This window comes from Vibrio sp. SCSIO 43086 (genome assembly GCF_051132235.1).
GTDB lineage: Bacteria > Pseudomonadota > Gammaproteobacteria > Enterobacterales > Vibrionaceae > Vibrio > Vibrio diabolicus.
Genome location: NZ_CP072678.1, coordinates 569808 through 595418, shown reverse-complemented (window position 1 = coordinate 595418; position 25611 = coordinate 569808). Strand labels below are relative to the sequence as shown.

Below are 25611 nucleotides of genomic sequence, written 5' to 3'. Positions count from 1 at the left end.
GATTTTTAATTTAAAATGCAAATTTGTGCTTATTTTTAATGGAGGCGTTTTATCCATGTTTGTTTCATGTCACTAAACAGCGAATGGGATGTTTGCTTTTTCGCCATTTTGTTCACTCATCCATTCATATTGCGTATGCTTATTGAATAAAAAAGAAATAAAAACTCGTCAGTTTTCTCGTATTACATGCTGTAACAATCTGTTAGACTCCGGCGCAGATTGTGGAATATAAAAAGGTGATTGAATGTCTTTTCCCGTACTCATCTGTGATGATTCAGCGTTAGCACGCAAACAGATGGCGAGATCACTACCAGCCACATTGAATGCCGATATTACGTTTGCTATCCACGGAAAAAATGCGCTAGAAGAACTCGAAAAGAACGAGTTTAAATTGATGTTTCTTGATTTGACCATGCCAGAAATGGATGGCTTTGAAACACTAGAAAACATGCAGCGGTTAGGGAATACAACTCCGGTGGTTGTGGTGTCGGGGGATATCCAACCTAAAGCGAAAGAGCGCGTGTTCGCACTGGGTGCAAAAGCGTTTATTCAAAAACCGATCGCCAAAGATGAACTCAAGAATGCGCTTAAAGAGTTGGTTGAGCCAGAGCCTCGTCCTCAAATTATCACGCCTGTTTCTATTGAGTTACCGATTTTACGTCGTCGCGATATTTATATGGAAGTGGCGAACGTCTCTATTGGTCGAGCCGCAGATGCATTGGCGCGTCATTTTGATGTGTTTGTGCAATTACCGCTTCCGAACGTTAATATCTTCGAAGTGAGCGAACTACACATGGCTCTCCGTGACTTAGCGTCGCATGACAACGTATCGGGCGTTTGTCAGGGCTTTTGTGGCGAAGGTATTGCGGGTGAAGCGCTGGTGATTTTGAGCGATTCGAGCGTATCGGATCTCAAGAAGTTGATGAAAGTGCCAGCTGATAGCGACGAACTGGAAGAGCTTGAGCTGCTCATGGATATTTCCAATATCTTGGTGGGGTCATTCTTAAATGGCTTGGGCGAACAATCTGAAGTGCGATTCTTCCAAAGCCCTCCAGTGCTTCTTGGTCAGCATATATCAATTGATTCGATCATTGAGTCTACGACGGGCGCATTCAGCCGCACCATGACATTCGAGGTGAGCTACAACATTGAGGGAACGTCAATCCGTTGTGATTTATTGTTTATGTTCGTCGATGAATCTTTGCCGCTGCTCGATAACAAACTGTCATATCTAATGGAGGAGTTCTAATGTTGAATATGCCAGCAGAGTTTGAACAATTCCATTGGATGGTCGACATGGTACAAAACGTCGACATGGGGCTCGTCGTCATTGACCGAGATTATAATGTGCAAGTGTGGAATGGGTTTATGACTCATCACAGTGGTTTGCAATCTCATGATGCAATTGGTCGTTCTATCTTTGATATCTTCCCTGAAATCCCGCAGGAATGGTTTAAGTTAAAAACAAAGCCAGTTTATGATTTAGGTTGCCGCAGCTTTATTACGTGGCGCCAGCGTCCTTACTTGTTCCGCTGCCGTAACGTACGTCCTGTCACTCAGCAAGCGGAGTTTATGTACCAGAACGTTACGCTGAACCCCATGCGTACACCGACTGGGAAAATCAATTCGTTGTTTCTATCTATACAAGACGCGACGGCTGAAGCATTGATGTCTCAGAGTCAGTAGCGATAAAAAACTTTCTCAAAAGCCAAGGTTCGCCTTGGCTTTTTTGTATACTTATAATTGTGTTTCCTAATGCGCAGAACGTGAAGATGGACTTTAATCTCGCCCTAAAACTCTACACCGCAGAACAAGTAAAAAACGGTGAAACGCTGGCAGCGCAAATGGCTGGTGTTTCTATGTATAGCCTAATGCAACGCGCAGGTATGGCTGTGTATGAGCGTTTTTTACACTTGTATCCCAAATCAAAAAATATCTTAGTCATTTGTGGCAAAGGGAATAATGGTGGTGACGGATACGTATTTGCCTCGCTTGCTAAACAAGCGCAACTCAATGTACAGGTTTTCCAACTTGGTGATGTGACTGCGCTCAAAGGTGATGCTTTACGCGCATATCAAGATTGGCAGTCCATCGATGGTGTTAACAATGATTGGGATGAGTGGAATACCGCATTGCTAGAAGCCGATGTGATCATTGATTCCATGTTAGGCACTGGTTTAAGTGGTGAGGTTCGTTCGGAGTACCGTCGCTACATTGAGCAAATCAATCAAATTCACACCCCAGTGATTGCAGTCGATATTCCTTCCGGGTTGTGTGCAAATACAGGTGCTATTTTAGGCGATGCCATTCATGCTGAGCATACTGTAACCTTCATTGGTGTTAAGCAAGGCTTGTGCACCGGACAAGCGAGAGATCGAGTTGGTGAACTCCACTTTTGTGGGTTGGGTGTAAATGTTGAGTTTGATTCTATCGAAGTAGAAAGTGCACTAGGTATTGATCATCAGGTTGTTTCAAGGTTAATGCCCAAGCCAAACCCGACAGCACACAAAGGTGACAATGGCAAACTACTTTGTGTCGGTGGTAACCAAGGTATGTCAGGAGCGATTCGCTTATGTTCCTCCGCTGCGGTTAGATCCGGAGCGGGTTTAACTGCCGCAATTACTCACCCGAGTAGCCTTATTCCGCTACAGATTGGCTGCCCAGAAGTAATGAGCCAAAGCATCACCGCCGACTTACTCAGGGATACTGAGAATGACTTAACCAAACGCATTCGCTGGGCTGAAGTATTGGTGTTTGGTCCAGGTTTTGGTGATGATGAGTGGGCTTATCAAGCCTATCAATATCTGGCTCAAGAACAGAAACCTAAAGTTGTTGATGCTGATGGGCTCAATATTCTAGCGATGCTAAGCCAACGATGTGATGGCACTTTGGTGTGCGACAACCAGCGAGTGATCACGCCGCATCCTGGAGAGGCAGCTCGACTATTAAATGTGACCACTCAACAAATAGAAAGTGACCGATATTCTGCTGCAAGACAACTGCAAGAGCGTTATGGCGGTGTGGTGGTTTTAAAAGGCGCGGGAACACTTATTTACGATGGAACGAGAATGTACGTCTGTCTAGCGGGTAACGCCGGAATGGCGACGGGCGGAATGGGAGATGTGCTATCTGGTGTTATTGGTGCGTTGCTAGCTAAAGGGTTACCCATTTCCATTGCGGCACGTTTAGGTGTGGTACTCCACAGTCATGCTGCGGATATAAACATGAATCAGCATGGTCAAATTGGTCTTTTGGCAAGTGATGTAGTTAGCACACTTCGTACCGCTATCACCCAAGAGCTCTATCGAACTTAATTATATTTCATGCATTGTTAAGAAAATTGGTCGATTTTTTTGAGTACTTTTTACGAATTAGCAGGGCATCTTAGTATTAGGTGATTGAGTTTTAGGCAGATTTGAGAGGTTGTGCGTTTTCATTTTAAAGGTATGACGCAAAGGTTTGCGCAATAGGTTAACTTGAACGTTTTCTTAAGTTGTTGATAATTATAAATAATGAGAAAAAATAACGACTTGAGGAGTGTTTTTGATATGCGATTATCAAGATGGTATCACAAAAAAAATTCAAATATCAGACTTGTAGGAAATAAATCACAGCCTATAATGCTGAAAACCGGAGCGTCTGCCAACGCTCCGGTTTTTTTGTGTCCGAAGAACAGTGAACTCGTCTGCCAACGAAATCACTACGCACTCTGAGATGACACATATACATATGAATCAAGGAATTACACAATGCGTATCGAACAAGAACTTAAGTTAGGTTTTAAAGATGTACTGTTTCGCCCGAAACGTTCTACCCTTAAGAGCCGTTCTCAAGTAAATTTAACCCGCGATTTTACATTCAAGCATAGTGGTCGTCAATGGTCTGGTGTGCCTGTAATCGCAGCAAACATGGATTCGGTTGGTAGCTTTGCAATGGCTAAAGCGCTAGCTGAGCATGGTGTAATGACTGCTGTTCACAAACATTACACGGTAGAAGATTGGGCTGAGTTTGCTAAATCAGCTGATAAAGCAACCCTGAATAACGTAATGGTGTCTACGGGAACATCTGACGCGGATTTCCAAAAAACCAAAGATATTATGGCGCTTTCAGATGAATTTATTTTCATCTGTATCGACATTGCAAATGGTTACTCAGAGCATTTAGTTGAGTACGTAGAGCGTGTACGTGCAGAGTTTCCAGACAAAGTGATCTCTGCGGGTAACGTGGTTACTGGTGATATGTGTGAAGAGTTGATCCTTGCTGGTGCAGACATCGTGAAAGTAGGCATTGGCCCTGGCTCAGTTTGTACAACTCGTGTAAAAACGGGTGTTGGTTACCCGCAGCTTTCTGCAATCATCGAGTGTGGCGATGCAGCGCACGGCCTTGGTGGCATGATCATCGGTGACGGTGGTTGCTCATGCGCAGGTGATGTATCCAAAGCATTCGGCGGCGGCGCGGACTTTGTTATGTTAGGCGGCATGTTAGCGGGCCACGAAGAGTCAGGCGGCGAAGTGATCGAGAAAGACGGCGAGAAGTTCATGAAATTCTACGGCATGTCTTCTAAGAGTGCGATGGAGAAGCACTCAGGTGGTGTTGCTGGCTACCGCGCAGCCGAAGGCAAAACCGTGTTATTGCCATACCGTGGCAGCGTTCACGGCACTATTCAAGACATCCTTGGTGGCGTTCGCTCAACTTGTACATACGTGGGTGCAGCAAAGCTTAAAGAGCTAACCAAGCGTACTACATTCATCCGCGTTCAAGAACAAGAGAACAACGTGTTCGGTAAAGAGTAAATCGACTGAATGTAACAAGTGTAAAAGCAACCATACGTTATATCTATAGCAGATAAAACTATACTATATGCAGCTATGAGCCAGAGTGAGATTGATTTCTTACTCTGGCTTTTTTATTAGCTTTTTGCTTCTCATTTGTTTGCGCTTCAAAATTAACTCTAAGCGATTTTAATAGTCGGTCGAGATTCGACTTGCTCAAACGGTGATGCTTTTGTAACTGGCATGAGCTGTAAAACGCTTGAAATCTGACAGTCTCTATTTAATCCAATATAGTCTTTGACATTGGCTACTCGCCAAGTCATGTCTCCGTAAGTACGCAGATAGAACGCGGGTGACTGATGACTGTTATGTCTAATAACGCTCCATTGGGTGATATCACTAAAAAAGACTTCAGGGTTATCGGATGTCTCAAACTCATTCGCCATGATGCCCAAAGGTATATCAACGCGATTAAGTAGCTTTTGTCCGAGTGAGAAGGCTTCGTCGAAGTTAGTTGGTTGTTCGCTTAACTGCTTAATTGCATAGGTTTGTACAAATCGAGACGGCGGTGTTGGGTCGGCGGGTAGGCCCATCAAGCCAGCGCCATTGATTGATTGAAGTGGGCCAGGAACTTGGACATGACGTTGCATGGTTACTTCATTGTTCGGTTCTGGGTTGTAGTTGCGCAAATTGGAAAAATAAGAGAGGTGATTGACATGCCAATGGTAATTTGGGCAGTTAGTCATTACTCCTACGTAGGAGTGGTCCACAACCACTTTATAATCATCAAAGTCATATTCGGTACATTGATAGCGTGCTTGCTGATTTTCCTCTTTGCTGAACATATCGCTTTCTTTAAATGCTCGATAGATATGCATATTACCGTTAAGAAACTCAATGACTGCACTGTCATTATTTGCATCGTGAATCACGAAATGCTGATCCAACGTCATATTGTCACTCTCTGTTTCACCAGTTGAAATAGTCGAGTTAAACACGTAAACGGGGTGAGTAGTGAAGTACGTCACCATCTCGTCCACAGTATTAAACGTAGACAAGATAAAAGTACCAAACAGGCCGCTGCCTAATGCAAAGGCATCATCAGGGATGTGAGAGGTCGATACATTTTGATTGAGAATGGGCAAGTACAGTGACCCAACAGAAAGGCCAGATTCATTAATGCCATCAGCTGTTACAAGAGGGTTATTATACCGGGTAATGGCGTTGCAGTGTATGAAGCTCAACTCTCCCTGCCAATTTGCTCGAAACTCACATTCTTTACTGTGACGTTTTGGCGGCTGACCATTAAAAACACGGTCGGCTTTTCCGTCGGAAGTAAAGGTCGTAATTTGGTAAGTTTGTTGGGCTCTAAACCAGATCTCGGTCTGTAGGTTAACTGCAAACTCCATGGTTCTAGCGGATAAGGTTTGGTTGTTACAACCATAGTTGATATTTACATCTGTACACATAGCCATGCTTTCCGTTGTTTATTTTGAATGATGCATCTCCAAGACACTCTCTGAATCAAGTGCTTAGAGATTACGTGGATATAGAAGAATTGCGCTTTAATAATGGTTTTAACCATTGAGATAAGTGCATGCTATTAAGTTAAGCATTCAATCAAAAAACGTCAGTAGCAGTTTAGTATCAGTTGATAGAGTTAAAATAAAAAGTGATGTATTAAGTCAAACTCTTTGATCTTAGAGCTCAATAATATATTTATTTTTTCAATCTTGGTTACTCTAGATTTAAAGTTGGTTTTAAAAGTGATTTTTATTGATTCGATTATCTTGCAGTGGTGATATAAAGTGAGAACATAAAGTTAACAATTTCAGATTATGATTGAAAATAGGGAGAGTCTTCAATCCAAATACCGAGAAATGAAACTGCCCGAGAAGTTGTTTAACAGTCTCGGGCGAAGTGATGAATCGGGTAAGCGGCTATAAAGTTTTCTCACAAGAACCGCTAAGTGGTGGAGATATTTTTAAATTATCATTAAAGATTTCCACAGCGACGGGGCCTTTATTTTCGTCTTTTGCATAGTATGCACAGGACTTGTCCCCAGTATAGGTTTCACCTGCCTTTTTGAAACTGTAGTACCAGGAGTCATGGGTAGCGGCACCGGATTCAAAACTAGCAGATTCAGATTGTTCGCCAGTATTCAAGTCGAAACGGACCTCCATTTCCGGAGAGTCTTTAAATCTCACATATCCGGTGATTTTATCGCTGGAGTTATTTTTAACGTAAAATGAACCCTTAGTTGTCATAATTTTTCCTCTTTTTTTAATTTCTATACGTAATAGAACGGCCAAATGACGGTCTGTTAATATATGCTTCTTAAGATGCATATTGATGTTAAATGATGGTCTTATTAGTTCTAAGATGATTAAACTTATCCTTAGCGTATTTCTCTTTTATACCGATTAAGTCGCGGTAGCTTCGATCAAAATAAACGCTTGTGGGAATTGCCGGATCTTTAAAGCTGATGAAGGCACCATAGGTTCCCGGTATATCAGCTTCTCTGGCTTTATCAATCCAGTCCATGGCTCTGTTTACATCAACAAGTACTGGGTTATTTTGTAGTTCTAGTTTTTGCTTTATCTCTTCATTCCACCAGGTTTGGTATTGGACTGTATATTGACACTGGCGGTAGGGGAAAGATATGTCTTCAAGGTCGTCTGAGTGATGATAAAAGCCACCAGTGATCGCACCCAAGGTTACGTAACTAAATAGCCCTTGATCGCGGTTTTCTGGCTTTATCAAAGGTGAAGTTAAGCTTTGCAAAAGTGCAGTATAGCCTTCTGCTTTAAGACCTCGCTCTGACACCAATCGCGAAGTGATTTTGTGAGGTGCTGGGGCGTCATAATCTGGAGGGAAAGGAGAACCGCTTTGACACAAAGAATCGCGCCCCCATGTGCTCATCAGGGAGTGATCGTATTTCTTCCCGTCAAAATCAGTGCCATGTGCTTCATAGACTTGAACTAAATCAGGGGAGCAAGCGCCAAATTGAACGGCTATAAATTGGTCAAGATCTTGCACTGTTCCTTCCCAGTAACCGTACATAGTGCAGTGATGGCTTATTGTGTCGATATCGCAATGGTTAGGTAATTCAGGCAGAGCATCAATTTGCAAGTTGGTGCCGAGAAGTTTAGCCGTATCGAGACTTTTTATAGCCTGTTCCCAATTTTTTAGCACATCTATGGTAGGGTGCGATGGTATTGGCTGAAGCATACCGTTGATTTTTTTGTAAAGGTTCCACTCAAGTTCGAAGCGGTGGATCTCTTTGGGTAAAGGGAATGTTTTTACGCGTAGCTCGGTAACAATGCCATAACTCATGCCTCCGCCGCCTCTTAGTGCCCAAAATAGGTGGGGATTGGACTCTGCTGAGACTTCTGTGATCGTACCATCACCCAATACCACGGTTGCACTCACTAGGTGCTCACAACACATGCCGTATTTTCGCGTCCAAGGGCCCCATCCTCCGCCTTGAATATAGCCAGTCAACCCAACTGTGGCACAGGTTCCATGTGCAATCATTCGATCATGCTCTGCAAGTTTTGGTGTCAGTTGATAGAAGCGATAGCCAGCACCAATGGTGGCAATATTTTCACACAATTGAAAGGTCTTAATTCTGCTCACGTCAATCAAAATGACGTTGTCACCACTGCATTCACCTGCGTGATCATGCCCTCCTGAGCGAACACGAATCGGGAGACTGAATCGAGTTGCTGTTAGATAGGCTTGCTGAACTTCTTGCGTACTTTCGCACATGACAATGACAAAGGGTTGGTGTTGATAGCGAGTATTGAAGATGAGTGACTCGACTTGATATTGGTTCAAACCGGGAACCGGTGAAATCGTGTTTTCAAGAGGTGTCAGTAGTCGCTCTTTAGGAAAACCGCATTTATCCATTTTCTGAATAAACAGTTTGGCATTATTGATTGAGATTGAGTACGCGTTAAGTACAGCGAGGCGTTGTATTTGAGGGTTAGGGTGCTGTTCTACCACTTGGTTTTCTTTAGTTCCCTGCATCCATTCTTGTTCCATTATTTTTTCCATTTGGCTTATGTATTGAATAGTTGTTTAAATATTAACTCGCACGCATATGTTCGCCATATCAGTTTGGTATCAGTTGTTCTGTACAAATCGCCAAAAGCATCAGCGAGAGAGCAATAATATCTGGTTGATGAAAAGAACGAGCGGCATCTGCGTGACCTTAGATAATTTATGTAGTCAAGTAGATCTGATCCTAAAGTGATACTGAACTTGAATGACGTGTTATCTACATTGAATGGGTCACTAACGACAATAAATTCAGTTGGAGAACACAATGAAAATGGAATCAAAAGAATCACAAGCAATTTTTACTGCTCATTATCAAATTGGTAACGGCTTACCTGGAGGAGTGAACTTCGATGTTAATCTACTCGTGGCCAGCGAAGACAAATCAATAGTGGGTAAAGGACATATCTTTCAGGCCATTAACCCACCGTTAAATGTGGTGTCTGATCTCAATGGCAGTTTCAACTATCAATGCACGATGCGTGATTGTCATATCATGGTGACGTTGCAGGGCTACCAGCCTTACCTAGGCATTGCTCCTCTAGGAGCAGATCTTCACAACGTAACGCTCAACATCCTACTTAATGATGATTGGAAGTCAGGCGTGGCATTCTATCGATATAAAAATAGTGCAGGTAAATGGGTTGAAGTAGCAAATCAACGCGTTACTCTACTTTTACCTGAGCATGTTCCTAGCATCGAAAACTTTAAGGTGGAGCAAAGTGATCATGCGCCAGCATAAATCTAATCAGCGATGACACTGTGCCAAAACACAGATATTCGATGGTTTCGAATATCTGTGTTTGACGAGGTAAATCGAGCAAACAAGATGATTTGACGGTGCAATTAGTCGACTTTCTTCGTTTATTGAATATTTCATGGTTGAGTAGATGTGAAGAGCCAATGGTCGAGCTCATCAACACTTATTTGAGCCTGGTTCAGTTGATGCTTACGCGCGGCCTGATTGAAGTTTAACAACTCAGAGACGGAGCTGGACTGGTCGAGTAAGGCAAGCATCAGATTCGCTTGTTCAATATAAAAATCACCCCATGGATGCGGATCTTCTCGGGTGAAGTTAGCAAGCTTATCGCGATATTTTCGAAGTAGCGTAGGCTGCTTATACTGCCACGCTACTTGGATTCCTTGTTGGTAAAAGCGTAAATAGTTATGACCAACACAGGTAGATTCTAGCCAAGCCTCACCAGTGCGCAAAGCGGAGAGGGCCGTTGATTCATCGCCACAAATAAGTGCCTTGGTAGATACGAGCCAAGGACCAATAAAATTGTGTAGCTTATTGATATGAACAAGCTCTAGAGCCGTGTCGATGTCCGAAAGGGCTTTCTCCTCTTTTCCCTGATACCAGTGCAATCTTGCACTGGACTCCAAAAGAAAAGCGACAAATCGATGAGCATTAAGCTGTTTTGAAAGTTGCAGAGCGGTCGAGATTTCGTTTTCAGCTTGCACCAATACATTACGGTCGAGAAAGATCCATGCTGCCGTAAGCCTGGAAACAATTTCTGCTCGGCGGTTTGCCGTGAGATAGGCAAGATTCGAGGCATGCTGAGCCTGTTTTAGTGCTTCGTCAGATTGCAGTTGATAGATCATCACTGTTGCCAGCATGTAGCGATTGGCAGTTTCAATCGAAAGCAACTGATGCTCTTCACACAGTTGCAAACACTCGGTTAAGTGCTCGTATGAGCGAGCCATTTTTCCTTGTGCGTAGGCACAATCACCGAGGCCGCCAAGCGATTTTGCTTTCGCGCGAAAACAGTTTGCTCGCTGACTGTAATCTAATGCAAGTAAATGTTCTTTCTCACATTCGTCTAGCTGCCCAGTAGGGAACAGCATATTACCTCTCATCGAGTGGATTTCACACAAAGATTTATTTAACGTCAGCTTTTCGCACAGGGCTTGGGCTTGGTCTAAAATCGACATCGCTTGTACAAAGTTGTCGGTTAAGCGGTAGGGGTTAATGAGGTCTAAATAGTATTGAACACGTTCAGGATCATTTTCTGTGTGATGAACCGCTTGCTCAAGAACCTCAATACTCTCTTTGATGCGTCCCATCGAATACAGGCAGTTTCCTTTCATATTTAGTGCATACGCCATCTGTTCTTTAGGTGACTCTTTAATAGCGTACTCAATAAGTGTTAGTGCTTTTTCAAACTGATAATTACTCAGGTAATGTTTGGCGGTCTGTTCAAGAACAGTAAATACACCTTCGACCTTGGCATGATTAATATGGACGGCATATAAGAATCGATCTCGGCTCTCATACCATTTTGCACAGGCCATGTGTATTTTTGAACACTGTGACTTGTCTATTTGACGGAAAACAGCATTACAAATCAAATCATGATGGAAAAGGTATTGATCGCCATTGAGTTTTACTAAGCCAGCGTCGACTAACTTATCTGGTACGTAGCCGGGAATTCGAGTGATTTCACGCAGTTGCTCCAGTTGAAAGCACTGCCCCAACACAGAGGCAGTACAGAGTGCTTGGCGATCTTGGGCTGGAAGTTGAGCTAATTGTATCGAAACTAAATGCTCCAATGACTCCGGAACGTCTTTATCAAACTGAGAGCAAAGCAGTGTTTGGCGCAAGTATAAAGGATGGCCTTTCGCAAGCTTTATACAGTCATTGATATGTTTATTCTGTTGGCATGTGATTGAGCAAGCTAACTCGTAAGACTCTTCAGATGATAACTCCCTAAGTTCGATTAGATTCACGTTGGTAAACCAAGATTGTTTGGAACTAAGTCGTTTTTGCTGCCTAAACGTCAGAAAGAGCAAAATATTGGTGTTTGTAATATGAGGTAGCAGTGTCTCAAGAAATGCCAACATTACCTCGTCGGCCCAATGGACATCTTCAACAATTATCAAATGTGGTTTGCTGGTCTGCCGTTGTTGAATTAAGAAAGGGATAGATTGCTCTATCGTTTGTTTCAGCGTTTGGAACTCCATTAAGTTCAGCAACTGCTTTTCTGATTCGTTGAGTGCTACCCCCATTAACCAATAAAGGCAGAGGTGGAAAGAAGAGGGAATTGATGACTCGACAGTTTGCTGACGAATAGAATCATCGGTATCTTCACGAGTAAATGAACAAATTGCCCGAGTGAATATATTTTGAGGGGACAAGAGATCAGCACTACCATGATTCAGGATTTGAATCTCTGTGGTTAAACACGAGGATCGATTCAAAGACGCAATGACCTGGTTGAGTAGGCTGGTCTTTCCTATCCCTGCGGTTCCAGTAATACAATACGTTTGGCCTGCTTCTTGTTTTTGCCATCGCTTGATTCCTCTATTTAATGTTTCTAGTTCAAGTTTACGCCCTACAAAACAGTCAGTATGGCTTTGGTGTAAGGATACAAGATGCCAGTTGTTGAAGTCTGGCTCTCCTGTTAGAAACGGTTTTATTGGTCTGGCACAATTGGACGAGATAAAGCAAGGACAAGCAGCTATTTCTCCCCAAGGGATTTTAACTAGGATTTCATTGATTGGGGTTATCGCATTCGGATGTTCCGATAGCTCAGTGACTCGATGCTTGTATTTCACATTGATAAAAGACCGAATCGAAGCCGAAAGAGCAACCTGTAATTGAAGGGCTAGTTGTCGAATTCGTTCAAAAACATATTCGTCCGATTCCTGTATAGACCAAGTAAGAACAAACGTCCGGTTTTGTATTATGGGTGTAGTGTTTTGGCTGAAAAGTAATGTTTGCAGAGTCTTTACGGTCAAATCACACTTTGCTTCGATTGCAAAAATAAAAAAATATGGTGGTGATGAAGACTCATTTGTAAGTAATGGTTCTGAGGCGCGATCTATTAAGAGGTCCTCTACGGGGACAGAAAAGTATTCCGCGAGATTGGATGCGGTACGATACAGCACATTCGCCCCAGACTCTGCTCGCTTTATGGAAGCAATAGATACGACAAAACCCTGTTGAAAGCATTCTTCCGCCAGTCTTTCTTGGCTCAGTCCTAATTTCTTTCTCAGTTCTTTGAGTCGTAATACGTTGAGTGGAATTCTTCCATCCCTATTTGCCATATTTCACTCCGTTGTAACGTATAGCTTTTTCCAGTAAACCTGAATCGATTGGATATGTTGAGTGAATAAATTTATCTTATTTCACCACATATAATACTAGTAGTTAAAATGTTATATACGAAAATGAAATGGGCATTTTAATCTTCAAACTACCTTAATTCATTGTTGTATTAGTGGTGTTTTTGTTATTAATAATTTTGATATTTATTGTTGTGAATTCATTTTTTTCTTAATAAGTTTTTTGAAATATCTTTAAATTTATATCTTTTAAAAGATTGCACACCTTCAACTTATATTGGACTGCATTAAACTTTAAAAATTAAATTCTTTAATTTTAGGGATATAAATTGATAATCTTATTTTTAGTGTTTTTTTTATTCCTATTCTGGCGAGTTAAGTTTTTCTAGTCTATAAATTAAACATCGGCATTTTCTAAATAACTGCCGATAAAAATAATTTTAATTTCAATATTATAAATAGTTGGCTTTATACAATGGATATTGGCTTTTTCTGCCTGTTAAAAGGATTTCATATTACACCACACTTGAATGCCGCGCTTACCTCTATCAAGGAGACTGCGTGGCTGCCACATGTCAAACGATCTTGTTATCGAGGGGATTGGCAAGCGCTTGCTTTAGAAGAATCCTATCGAAAGGCCTATTACCCTAACTATTTACTACTCTCTGAATTTCCAGAATTGGAACTGTTTTTATTTCAATTTTGCTGCCCAATTTTGTCAGTACGGTTTATGAAGTTAGAGCCGGGAGCTGAGATATTATAACGCCGAGCTTATGGCGTATGTTTTTCTCAAGTACAGGCTTGTTTACATCATTAACTACTGCTACGGCGGCAATTGAGGTTCATGAATTATGCAAAAGGGCTCACCTATAGAATTCTACCAGCAACGTCCTCAATCTCGTGAGACGGTCGGTGTTGAAGAAGTGCAGCAACAAACTCAACAGTTTGGTTTTGCTGAACCCGAAATGGATGAGCTGCTTAAGTACTCATTACGGACTCAACTTGAGGCTATGCTCCAAAACCAACTCAGCACGGCTGAACGCCAACGGCAACTGAAAGAGAGTTTCGCTGCGGCAGTTGAGCTCGTATTGAAGGAGACAAAAGTTGAGCACCAAACACTGGTGCAAGCCTTTCAGACCATGTATGGCAACGCTTGCCAATCTCTTTCTCTGGCTAAACTCACTCAAGAGGAACTGACCCGACAGTACATTTCCACATCTGGGCTGGTGATGTCTCCACTTAACTGTAAACACACCATCAAAGATGTGTACCGAATTAAAGGCTTTGCGTGTGGTACAAACAAAGCTATCCAACAAATGCTTGCCAACAAGCCACAGGTTAAAGTGCTTTATCCAGCTTGCGGCCCCTTTGCACCATTGCTGCTGCCTTTACTTGCTCACTACAAACAAAGTGATCGGATTAGCGCAGAGCAGCTTCAGGTGACACTAGTAGATATTCACCCCGGAGCGATTAAAGCACTCAATCAATTGATCGCTGATCTCGATATCGCAGACTACATTGAAGCCTTAGTGGAAGAAGATGCTACCCAATTTTCGTCAACTCAAACGTTTGATCTCCTGATACTTGAAGCGATGCAGCATGGCTTTAGTCGGGAAGGGTTCCTCAGCATCGCGAAACATTTGGTTCAATATTTACATATTCAAGGCGAAATGATCCCCAATCAGGTATCTGTGCGCGCCACGATGGTCATCGGGGAGACGGAATTTAATCAACAATGGGAAAAAGCAGAGTATGCACATTCCAACCATTGCCAGCCGGAAGCGATAGATGATCGAATTGATCTGGGAGAAATTCTTAACGTCAATAAAGCCATGTTGCTCAGAAGCGAGATTTTTGAGCTAGATGGTGGAATAAAAATGCTGCAAGGCAACACCATTGAGCTGCCGAAAGATGTGCCAGATATGGCAAAACGTATCCTCGCCATTTACAGCCATATCGATACTTACGGAGATGCGATGGTCGGACAATACGACTCTGGTATTACCCATCCTAAACCCGACATGACTTTTTATGTGGATGCCAAGCCCAAAGCTGTTGAACACCATTACTTTGAAGCGAAGGGAGGGGATAAGGTCAGTTTCTATTATCAGTTAACCGGATTGCCAGGTTTTGTCGCCACCCATGGATGATTTCGATATGCAGCAAAAATACGTCGTTTTGACAGGAAGTTGTTACGCCTTGCCCATCATTCAGTTGTTGGCACAACAGCATAAATTGGCGGGCGTGGTAGTACCGGAAGGAGAACTAAATCCTGACTTACAGCAGCTACAGAGCTATCTGAGCGCTCAATCGATTCATATTACTCAGTATACCGCCAATGACAGCAGTGCTTTGATGGCGCAACTCGATGCTTGGCGAGTCACGGATGGTGTCATCTATTTGTTCAGGCACATAGTTCATTCCTCGCTGTGTCAGTTTTTCAACGGAAACTTGTACAACATTCATCCGGGAAAGCTGCCCGAGTATCGAGGCCCGATGCCTCTCTATTGGCAATTAAGAGAGGGTTTAGACACCTTTAGCCTCACCCTGCATCGTCTTGAGGCATCGGCTGATTCCGGCGCTATAGGAATGGAGTTAGAGGTACCATTTCACCCGTTTGAGACCTTAACCAGTGCTCAGCAAAAAGCGTCACAAATGACGGCTAAGCTGATGTATGACTTCCTCATCGCGCAACAAAAGCAAGGGCTGGTTTGGCGTGAGCAAGTATCAAACCCCAACGAAGTGGCACGAGCAGTAAACCAACATGATCTGCACATTCGTTGGAACGTGCAAACGAGTCGCGAAATCGTCAATTTAGTGCGAGCAGGCAATCATGACTTCGGTGGTGCGATGTTGAGCTTGCCAAATGGTGTCGCCAATGTTTTGCAAGCAAGCGCAATGGAGACTTCTTTAGTCGGTGTTGAGGCGGGGAGAATTCTCGAGATCAGCCCACAACATGGGTTACAAGTGAAAACGTTAGATAGCGCAATATCAATAGATGTTATTGCTACACAGCAAGGCGTGTTTTCGGGTTATCGCTACGCGCAAATGGCTGGGCTGGACGCTGGGATGTCATTGCTTCAGCACGCTTCAGCCTGCGAGTAAAGAAATATCTCAATACGGCTCTTTGCGGCATTAATAAAGCCCGTAACGGTATTTAGTAATGCGAGATTGGAAAGTTTTAACCAACCACACCAATTACGTTATGGGTTGGTTTTAACTTAAGTGTATACGTTAAAAGGAAGAACAGTATGGCTACAGAACCGTATCTTGGGACACTAACTGCATTTGGCGGCAATTTTGCAATTAGAAATTGGGCAATGTGCTCGGGGCAAATGCAGGCAATTGAAGATAATCCAGCACTCTTCTCTCTAGTTAGCACTCTATACGGAGGTGACGCCCGAACTACCTTTGGTTTACCTGATTTGCGTGGCCGCAGTCCAGTTGGTGTAGGCACACGACCTGGGGGGATGGATTATCATCAGGGAGAAAGATTGGGTACTGAACTGGTAACTATTGATATAACCCAAATGCCAGCACACTTACATACGGCAATTTTTACCCCTCTTGGCACTGCTGCACCTGTAACAGGCAGGATGCAGGTTGCTACCAATGCTGCAAATACACAGGTACCCGATAGTAATTCGTATATAGCGCAAAACTCTACCCCTGGGTTCTATAAACCGACGTTTCAGCAACCAGATTTGACTGACATCGAAGGCTTAAGTGTGTCTGGTGGTGGCTCGGAAGGAGGTACTGTAACTGTGACTGAAACAGGCGGTTCAGCGCCACTTAATATTTTGAGCCCGGTATTGCCGATTAATTGGTTAATTGCCACTGCGGGAGTATACCCACCACGCAGCTAATCAACCAAGAAAGAATTGGCTGAAACTTTCGCTAATCCTTTCCTATAAAAAAATTAAACATTTAAGTTGATTATGATAACCCGGCTATGTTGATAAGGCCGTCATCTTCAGGAGAGGAAAATGAGATTACGTCGTCAGGTAGCGATCGCAATTACAACAGCATGGGTGTCCTCAGCGTTTTTTTCCGGTGAAGCCTGGGCCGCACAGCAAACGATTAACTACTCTAATGGTTCAGGTTCCAATTTTAGTGAGGTGGAGACAGGCGTCACTGGGGGTATGCCCTCGGTCACTCTTACCAATGCAGGTGCTGTGTCTATGGTATTAGATGCCGGCAATAGCACTGATAGCACTCCGTTTACTGGCCTAAATGACCTCGGGTTTGTAGCTGGTGTTTTTTTCTCAAATACCATGATTAATGAGTTCAACAATCGTGGCTTCCGCTTTTTTGAGAGATCAAGTACTAACTTCAGTTTCGACGAAATTACCTTTATGCAGGGGTCGGCCCGAGACTCAGATAAAACGTATCAACTTGTGTTAACTGGCTTCTCTAATAATACTCAAACAGTGACCGAAACTGTCACCTTACCAAAAGGTGGTGAAGCAAACTCAGGGTTACAGGATTTGTTTACCCTGACCCGTGGTACAGACTTTACTGATTCTGCATGGCAGGACGTTGATACAGTGACTATGGCGTTTACCCGAAGTCCGGGTGCTGACTCTCGTTATCTTATCAAAAGTATCAAGATTGATGACGCTGCGGTTTCAGACTCAACCGCGCCTACTTTTGTCAGTGCGAGCTCAACCCCCACTGATGATGCAACCAATGTTTCTGTTAGCAACAACATCGAGATTGCCTTTGATGAGAATATTGAGCTGAAGAACGGCAATATTACCATTCGTAATGTTACAGACAGTCGCGACTTTGAAGTATTTAATGTTGCCACCGAAAGCGATGGCACAACAACATCACCAGGCGTTGGCCGAATCAGTGTTACCAACGATAAAGTTTACTTAAACCCAACCAGTGATCTGATAGGAAACCGGACTTACGCCATTCATATTGAATCTAGTGCCGTGGCTGACACCGCAAATAATAGCTTTGCTGGGATCAGCGATGATGTCACATTTAACTTTACTACGGTCGATACCACGCCAAATGCGCCATCTACACCCGATTTAGATGCTAGTTCGGATACCGGATCATTAAATACTGATAATATTACCAGTGACACTACTCCAACGTTTAGTGGGATTTCCGAGAGTGGATCGATCGTTACTTTATACAGTGATCAAGTCGGTGGAGGTGCAACGGTTATTGGCACAGGCACTGCTACTGGAGGAAACTGGCAGATAACAACCAATGAGTTGGCGTCTGGTATTACACATGCAATAAGTGCTAAAGCGTCTGATAGCGATGATAATGTTAGCTCGGCATCCAACGCGTTAAGTGTCACCATTGATACAGTAGCACCATCCGTAGTGAGCATTACCACGCCGATTGAGGCTGACAGTATCGTCAACGCTGCAGAAGACAACGATGTGCTTATCGCTGGCTCCGGCGCGGAAGCAGGCAACAGCGTGACCGTGACTATCACAGACAATAACAGCTCTGTCAGTCGTACGGTGACGGCCGACAACTCAGGCAACTGGACGCTGAGCGGCAGCGAGCTGGATGTCAGTGGCCTGAACAATGGCACACTGGCGGTGTCTGCAACCCAAGCTGATATAGCAGGTAATATCTCCACCGCAGCCACACAGAGCATTACCCTGGATAACGCCGCACCATCAGCGGTGACCATCACCACGCCAATTGAAATCGACGGTATCGTCAATGCGACGGAAGACAATGATGTGCTGATTGCCGGTTCCGGAGCGGAAGCAGGCAACAGCGTGACCGTGACTATCACGGACAATAACAGCTCTGTCAGTCGTACGGTGACGGCCGACAACTCAGGCAACTGGACTCTGAGCGGCAGCGAGCTGGATGTCAGTGGCCTGAACAATGGCACCCTGACGGTGTCTGCAACCCAAGCAGATATAGCAGGTAATACTTCCACCGCAGCCACCCAGAGCATTACCCTGGACAATTCAGCCCCATCTGTTGTGAGCATCACTACGCCGATTGAAACTGATGGCATCGTCAATGCGGCAGAAGACAACGACGTGCTGATTGCTGGCTCCGGCGCGGAAGCAGGCAATAGCGTGACCGTGACCATCACGGACTACAGCAATTATGCCAGTCGTACGGTGACGGCCGACAACTCAGGCAACTGGACGTTGAGCGGCAGTGAGCTTGATGTAAGTGCGTTTAACAACGGCACCCTGACGGTCGCGGCTAGCCAGAGCGATGCTGCAGGCAACACCTCCAGTGCAGCTAGCAAAACATTTACGTTAGATAACGTGCAGCCAACTGTTTCTTTGAGCAGCTCAGACCTCGATTTGATCTCTGGCGAAACGGCGAGTATCACGTTCACCTTAAGTGAGTCATCAAGTGACTTTGCTGAGTCAGATGTCACCGTCACTGGCGGCAGTTTGTCCAACTTTGCGGGCAGTGGTAGCAGCTACACGGCGACCTTTACACCAACGGAAGAGAGTGTGGCGAGCGGCACCATTGATGTTGCCACAGGCTCATTTACCGATGCCTCTGGTAACAGCAATAGCGCAGCAACACCACTTTCCATCAGCGTCGATACTGTGCTTCCAACCGTCAGTATCACTAGCTCCAGTGCTGCGCTGAAAGCGGGTGAAACGGCAACACTCACGTTTACCTTGAGTGAAGCCGCAACTGATTTTGCCGAAGCCGATGTGACCGTTGCTGGCGGAACTCTTTCTAACTTTGCGGGCAGTGGCGCCAGTTACACGGCTACCTTTACACCTGCAGAAGAAAGCACTGAGGATGCAACTATTAATGTTGCAGCAGAGCAATTTAGCGATGCAGCTGGCAACCTCAATACTGCAGCGACTCAGTTGTTGATCTCAGTGGATACGGGGATCCCGACTGGACATAGCATCAGCATTGATCAGGAGAGCATTAACAAAACCAACGAACAGGCGATGAGCTTTACCTTCGCAGCAGCTGAAGTGAACGCGATGTTCACTTATCGCGTGGCCGACGGTACTACGACCATTGACGGCGCTAGTCAAACAATCTCCTCGGAGACCATGCAAGTAACGGGCATTGACGTCACTGGTTTGCAAGAGGGGACGTTGACAGTAAGCGTGGTGGTAACCGATGCCGCAGGCAATGCATCTGATGCAGTGACGGATACGGTGGCTAAACGCTACGATGTCGCGCCAACGGCAGTTGATGATAGCTTCTCGACTGAGGAAGATACGGCGAAACAATTTGATATGTTAGCCAACGATTCCGATGTTAATGATGACATGGTCGCTTCTTCTGCAACGATTAAAACGCAACCAATTAAAGGTCAGGTGTCGATCAGCAACGGCGTTGTTACCTATACGCCAAATAGTAATGAGACAGGCACGGATAGCTTTACCTATACCGTGAAAGATGCCCTGTTACAGGAGTCACAAGACGCGACAGTTACCGTCACTATCAAGGCTATAAATGATGCGCCAGTCGCGAAAGCGCTGGCCATTAACACTGACGAAGATACTTCAAGCGCAGCAGTCACCGCGCGTAGTCAAGCGAAGGATGTTGAAGATGGCATCCCAACGGGTGATTTAGCGTTAGTTAGTTTGCCTCAAAAAGGGCAAGTCGCCATTGATCAAACTGTAGGCACTTTTGTATATACGCCGAATGCGAATGAAAATGGTAACGACAGTTTTACTTACACGATCGCAGACAGTGAAGGCGGCGTTTCTCTTGCGGCCACGGTCAGCGTCAATATCGGTTCCGTCAATGACTCACCAGTGGCGGAGGCAGACAATTTTACCTTTGATGAAGATGTCACATCGACACTCGATGTTTTAAGTAACGACAGTGATATCGAAGATGGGTCATTCACCCCGAGTAGTATTACCCTGCAAGATCTTGGTCAAGGAGAGGGGGGATACAGTTTTGCCACGGTCAGTGTCAATGCCGATGGGACCTTAAAGATTGTGCCAACAGCGAACGTTAATGGTCAACATAGTTTTACCTACACGTTAACCGATAGTGGTCAGGCAGTCTCCGTGCCAGCAACCGTCACACTCAATATTACGCCAGTGAATGATGCCCCCGTTGCTGTTGATAACAGTGCACAACTACTGGAGGGAGGCTCCTTTGAAGTCAACGTATTAGGCAATGATAGTGATGCTGATGCTGGAGACAGTTTTGAACTCACTAGTGTCACAGTCGTCGATACGCCAGCATATGGCAGTGTGAACGTGACGGCGTCAGGAGCGATTGTTTACAACCCCAATGAGAACTACTTCGGTGAAGACAGCTTCACCTATACGGTGGCAGACTTAGCAGGTGCTGTATCTAACGTCGCAACAGTGACCATGACGGTAACACCAGTCAACGACTCACCAATGGCGCAAGCACAGTCACAAACGCTTGATGAAGACAATAGTTTGGTGATCACGCTGGTTGGTTCAGATATTGATAACGATGATGACACTCTGCAGTATCTTATCACTGAGCAAGTCAGTCATGGCGTGCTAGAGCAGTTGACCAATAATGGTTGGCGCTATACACCAGAAGCGAACTTCAATGGCTCCGACTTCTTCTTGTTCAAGGTCAACGACGGTGATCTCGACTCGACAGAGGTTCGTGTCGATTTGACGGTTAATGCAGTCAACGATACACCAACCGCGACCGATATCAGTGCTACGGGAGAGGAAGAGATACCGCTGACCATTACTTTAAATGGTAACGATGCAGAAGGCTCATCTTTGAGCTATCAAATTGTAAAATCGCCAGTCAACGGTAATGTTACCGTCACAGGCAATCACGCGTTTTATACGGGTAACAGTAACTTCTTTGGTCAGGACAGTTTCACTTACAGCGTAAGTGACGGAGAACTTACCTCTGGAGTGGCGTTAGTGACCATCACGGTGAATAACGTTAATGACTCGCCAGTGATTACGGGTACCCCATCGGCGCAAGTGGATGAAGATAGTGTGTATCAGTTTGTGCCCGCGGCATTGGACGATGACCCAGCGGATACTCTGACCTACTTGATAGCTAACAAGCCACCTTGGGCTACATTTGACAAGACAACAGGAGCACTTTCTGGCACGCCAAGTAACAGTGATGTGGGTACTTATCCAGATATCGTGATTAGCGTATCCGATGGTACTATTTCTTCCTCATTGTCAGCGTTTTCGATTACTGTGAATAACGTTAACGATGCACCCGTTATCTCTGGCTCACCAGCAACACAAGTGAATGAAGACAGCACTTATCTGTTTACGCCACAAGTGTCAGATGTTGACAGCCAAGCCTTCACCTTCAGTATCGTGAACAAGCCATCTTGGGCTAGCTTTGATTCATCAACAGGCACGCTCAGTGGTACACCAGATAATGGTGATGTTGGCAAATATCAGGGCATTGTTATCTCGGTTTCTGATGGTCTCACGACCACAATGCTCAATAGATTCAGTATTGTTGTTAACAATATCAATGACGCGCCAGTGATCAGTGGCACTCCTGCTCTTACTGTCAACGAAGGCAGTACGTATAGCTTTGCGCTGCAGGCATCGGATGTTGATAGTAGTAGCTTGAGCTTTTCAATCCGCAATAAACCATCATGGGCAACCTTTGATAGAGCTACTGGGTTGCTAAGTGGTACGCCGGAAAATGAGCATGTTGGCAGCACCAATAATATTGTTATTAGTGTCTCTGACGGTGAGCTAAGCGCTTCTCTAGCAGCGTTTAGCATCACGGTAATCAACGTCAATGATGAACCAATGGCAGTTAATGATACCTATGTCTTTACCGAGAGTAACGATGGTAGCTACTTATTGGATGTACTCAGCAACGACAGCGATATTGATCTAGACACATTACAACTGGAATGGGTTAAACCTACATCTGGAACGGCAACGATTGTGGGCAGTCAAATCCAATTGGTAACGACCTCAATTGGTACAGTGACAGTTCAATACAGTGTGAAAGATGGTAATGGTGGAAAGACCACCGCGAAAGCAATCGTGACAATTAAAAGTGCGAAATTGGACGCACCAACAATAACCGCACCTTCAGATATTGAAGTGAAAGCAACTTCGCTCTTTACTAAAGTTGCATTAGGCTCTGCCGTGGCCCGAGATAGTACAGGCAAGCTATTACCTGTTTCATTGGTCGACAGCACGACCTTCTTCCGATCTGGAACTAATACGGTCTATTGGCGCACTCAAGACTCTGATGGAAACGTCGCTGAGGCTAGTCAAACGGTAACAGTGTATCCACTGATAAGTATCTCCAAAGATGCGCAAACCACGGAAGGCACCAACCATAGCGTAACGATACACCTTAACGGCCCTTCGCCGAGTTACCCAGTAGTCGTACCTTACACGGTTTCAGGAACCACAGACAGTGATGACCACACACTCACCTCTGGCGAAGTGGTGATAACTAGTGGTACCGAAGGCAAACTTTCGTTCGAACTACTTAATGATGGACAAAGTGAAGGCGTTGAAACCTTAGTGATTGATTTGGACAGCACCCTTAATCTAGGTAGTAAGAGTCGTTACACCTTGACAATCTTTGAAGAGAATGTGGCTCCGAAGGTCTCGGTAAGTGTATCTCAGGCGGGGGAGCAGCGGAGCCAAATTGAAAATGGTGTTGAACCGGTCACAATCACAAGCAGTGTTAATGATGCCAATATGTCCGATATACACAGTTTCAGATGGAGTAGTGATAGCGATGCACTTAACCAAGCGATTGCGGGGCAGATGTACAGCGAAACATTGACTTTCTCTCCGCAATTACTGAGTTCAGCGATTTACAATTTGCAATTGACAGTGACTGACAATGGCACTCCACCATTATCAGTGACACGGAATGTCTATTTAGAAGTGGTACAAACATTGGCGGAGCTCGGAAGTGAAGATAGTGATGGCGACTTAATCCCGGATGATCAAGAAGGTCATAATGATAGTGATGGTGATGGCATTCCTGACTATCTTGACGCAATTTCTGACTGTAACGTAATTCAACAGGTTGTGTCAGAAAAAGATCGCTTCCTCATTGAGGGGCAACCTGGTGTCTGTTTACGCAAAGGAATAACCATTCTGACTAACACAACAGGAGGAGCTTTATTGCTAGATGAGGAGCTTCCTAAAGATATCAACATGAAGAGCATAGGTGGAATCTTTGATTTTGTAGTAACTAATTTGCCGCTGCCCGGTCAAAGCTATCAATTAGTTTTGCCTCAGCGTTTACCTGTTCCAGCAAATGCAGTGTACCGAAAGTATAACGCTGAACAGGGGTGGATAGACTTTATTGAGGATGCTCAAAACACAGTTTCTTCTAGTGCTGGCGAGGCTGGTTATTGTCCGCCACCAGGGCACAGTTCATGGTCACAGGGTCTGACTGAAGGTGACTGGTGTGTACAACTTACCATTGAAGACGGTGGTCCGAACGATGATGACGGATTGGCTAATGGCAGTGTCGTTGACCCTGGCGTCGTTGCCGCTCGTGTAAACAATAATGCGCTCCCTCAAGCGATTGACGACAATGCGTTTGTTAGTCTCAATGGTACGGTGACGCTCGATGTATTGAGCAATGATACCGATGCTGATGGTGATGGGCTGAAGGTAAGTCGCGCTTCTGTAGATATTGGTAGTGTTAGTGTGGTTGATAACAAACTAAGTTATGTCACTCAACCACAGTACTACGGGGAAGCTTTGATCACTTATAGCGTAACGGATGGTAATGGTGGAACAGGATCGGCGGAGGTGACGGTAAATGTGGTAAACAGTCAGAATCCGAATGCGGTGGACGATAATATTACCACCGATGATCGTACCCCTGTCACGGTTTATGTCCTTGCTAACGATACCGATCCGGATAACGACACATTGAAGTTGGTTTCAGTCCAAGCGCAGTATGGGCAGGTGGTCATGAATGCAGCTCAGAGCGTGACCTATACCCCTACCTCAGGGTTTGAAGGCAATGATGTGTTGACATATATCATTCAAGATAGCCAAGGCCTGCAAGACACAGGGAAAGTTATAGTGACAGTTAAGTTGGTAAGAGATGTAAAGGTTGAAAATACTTCAGCAGGATCATTGGGTAGCATAGTGTTGATCCTTTTGATTTTGTTAGGAGCTATGCAACGTTATGGAAGAAACAGTGCTTTAGCACTAATTGCTGTGCTTAGTTTTAGTAGTCAAGCGGGTTGGTATGTTGATGTTCAAATGGGGTCAAGCCATGCAGATGAGCGTGATGCTGTTAAAGGTGATAACGTAATTTCTACTGACAACACCGGGCTCTACCGCTCTATCGGGTTTGGATATACTTTTTCTGAGCAATGGTCAGGAACTATTCGTTATATAGATATGGGTGAAGGTAGTGCAACATTGCGTAGTGCGACTACTTCACCAGAAGACTATCACACCAGTGTCGCATCTATAGCACCACTCCTTGTTAAGGGCATAGGCTTCGACATCGGTTATAAGTTCTGGCAATACAATTCATGGTCCGCAAAACTGAGTTTAGGGGGCTTGTTCTGGGATACCGATATTGAAAGTACGTATCAAGGCAGCAAGATAACGACGGAAGTGGATGGTTTTGATGGATATATTGGTGCAGAAGTTGGCTACAACCTCTCAGATAATTGGGAGATCGGTGTCCAAGGCGCTCGTTATTTTTTACATGAAAATGATGTTGATATAATTGCGCTACAACTTCGTTATTTTTTTGAGCCGTTAGCAGTGTATTAACTTATGGT

Annotated in this window: 13 protein-coding genes; 9 read left to right on the top strand and 4 right to left on the bottom strand. The window is 44.5% G+C overall.

The annotated features are described in order from the left end of the window. Positions 1-244: 244 nt before the first annotated feature. The 4 genes from J8Z23_RS18800 to J8Z23_RS18785 all read left to right on the top strand — a co-directional run bounded on the left by J8Z23_RS18800 (position 245) and on the right by J8Z23_RS18785 (position 4793). A complete protein-coding gene (locus J8Z23_RS18800; RefSeq protein ID WP_006741121.1) occupies positions 245-1249 on the top strand; it encodes a response regulator in 1005 nt (334 codons plus the stop codon). Then, positions 1249-1686: a PAS domain-containing protein gene (locus J8Z23_RS18795; RefSeq protein WP_005396081.1), complete on the top strand. Its 438-nt coding sequence runs from the start codon at positions 1249-1251 to the stop codon at positions 1684-1686. Before J8Z23_RS18800 ends, J8Z23_RS18795 begins: the two co-directional genes overlap by 1 nt. An 86-nt stretch (positions 1687-1772) precedes the next feature. Further along, the gene (locus J8Z23_RS18790) at positions 1773-3314 is read left to right on the top strand and encodes an NAD(P)H-hydrate dehydratase (RefSeq protein ID WP_434635746.1); all 1542 of its coding nucleotides are present in this window, start codon (positions 1773-1775) and stop codon (positions 3312-3314) included. 435 nt (positions 3315-3749) lie between these two features. Further along, complete coding sequence (locus tag J8Z23_RS18785; RefSeq protein ID WP_005396079.1) at positions 3750-4793, top strand: GMP reductase; 1044 nt, start codon at positions 3750-3752, stop codon at positions 4791-4793. Between the two features lie 158 nt (positions 4794-4951). Here the strand turns inward: J8Z23_RS18785 and J8Z23_RS18780 are convergent, their stop codons facing one another. The 3 genes from J8Z23_RS18780 to J8Z23_RS18770 form a co-directional block, all read right to left on the bottom strand. Beyond that, positions 4952-6241, bottom strand: a complete 1290-nt coding sequence (locus J8Z23_RS18780; protein WP_434635745.1) for a linear amide C-N hydrolase — start codon at positions 6239-6241, stop codon at positions 4952-4954. 471 nt (positions 6242-6712) lie between these two features. After that, positions 6713-7039, bottom strand: a complete 327-nt coding sequence (locus J8Z23_RS18775) for a hypothetical protein (protein WP_047008149.1) — start codon at positions 7037-7039, stop codon at positions 6713-6715. A gap of 88 nt (positions 7040-7127) precedes the next feature. Then, positions 7128-8819 (bottom strand): FAD-binding oxidoreductase, encoded by a 1692-nt coding sequence (locus J8Z23_RS18770; protein WP_258430598.1) that lies wholly within the window; start codon positions 8817-8819, stop codon positions 7128-7130. 283 nt (positions 8820-9102) lie between these two features. Between J8Z23_RS18770 and J8Z23_RS18765 the strand changes: the two genes are divergently transcribed. Further along, on the top strand, positions 9103-9576 hold the full coding sequence (locus tag J8Z23_RS18765; protein ID WP_434635744.1) for a DUF1842 domain-containing protein: 474 nt from the start codon (positions 9103-9105) through the stop codon (positions 9574-9576). Positions 9577-9710: 134 nt separating this feature from the next. On the opposite strand, the gene J8Z23_RS18760 is transcribed toward J8Z23_RS18765, so the two are convergent. Then, positions 9711-12392, bottom strand: a complete 2682-nt coding sequence (locus tag J8Z23_RS18760; protein ID WP_434635743.1) for an ATP-binding protein — start codon at positions 12390-12392, stop codon at positions 9711-9713. A gap of 1361 nt (positions 12393-13753) precedes the next feature. On the opposite strand from J8Z23_RS18760, the gene J8Z23_RS18755 reads away from it, so the two are divergent. From J8Z23_RS18755 to J8Z23_RS18740, 4 genes are all read left to right on the top strand, one after another. After that, a complete protein-coding gene (locus J8Z23_RS18755) occupies positions 13754-15052 on the top strand; it encodes a hypothetical protein (RefSeq protein WP_434635742.1) in 1299 nt (432 codons plus the stop codon). A 7-nt stretch (positions 15053-15059) separates the two neighbouring features. Beyond that, positions 15060-16007: a formyltransferase family protein gene (locus J8Z23_RS18750; protein WP_434635741.1), complete on the top strand. Its 948-nt coding sequence runs from the start codon at positions 15060-15062 to the stop codon at positions 16005-16007. A gap of 146 nt (positions 16008-16153) precedes the next feature. Further along, positions 16154-16768, top strand: a complete 615-nt coding sequence (locus J8Z23_RS18745; RefSeq protein ID WP_104972389.1) for a phage tail protein — start codon at positions 16154-16156, stop codon at positions 16766-16768. Between the two features lie 120 nt (positions 16769-16888). Further along, positions 16889-25603 (top strand): tandem-95 repeat protein, encoded by an 8715-nt coding sequence (locus tag J8Z23_RS18740; RefSeq protein ID WP_434635740.1) that lies wholly within the window; start codon positions 16889-16891, stop codon positions 25601-25603. Positions 25604-25611: the final 8 nt, after the last annotated feature.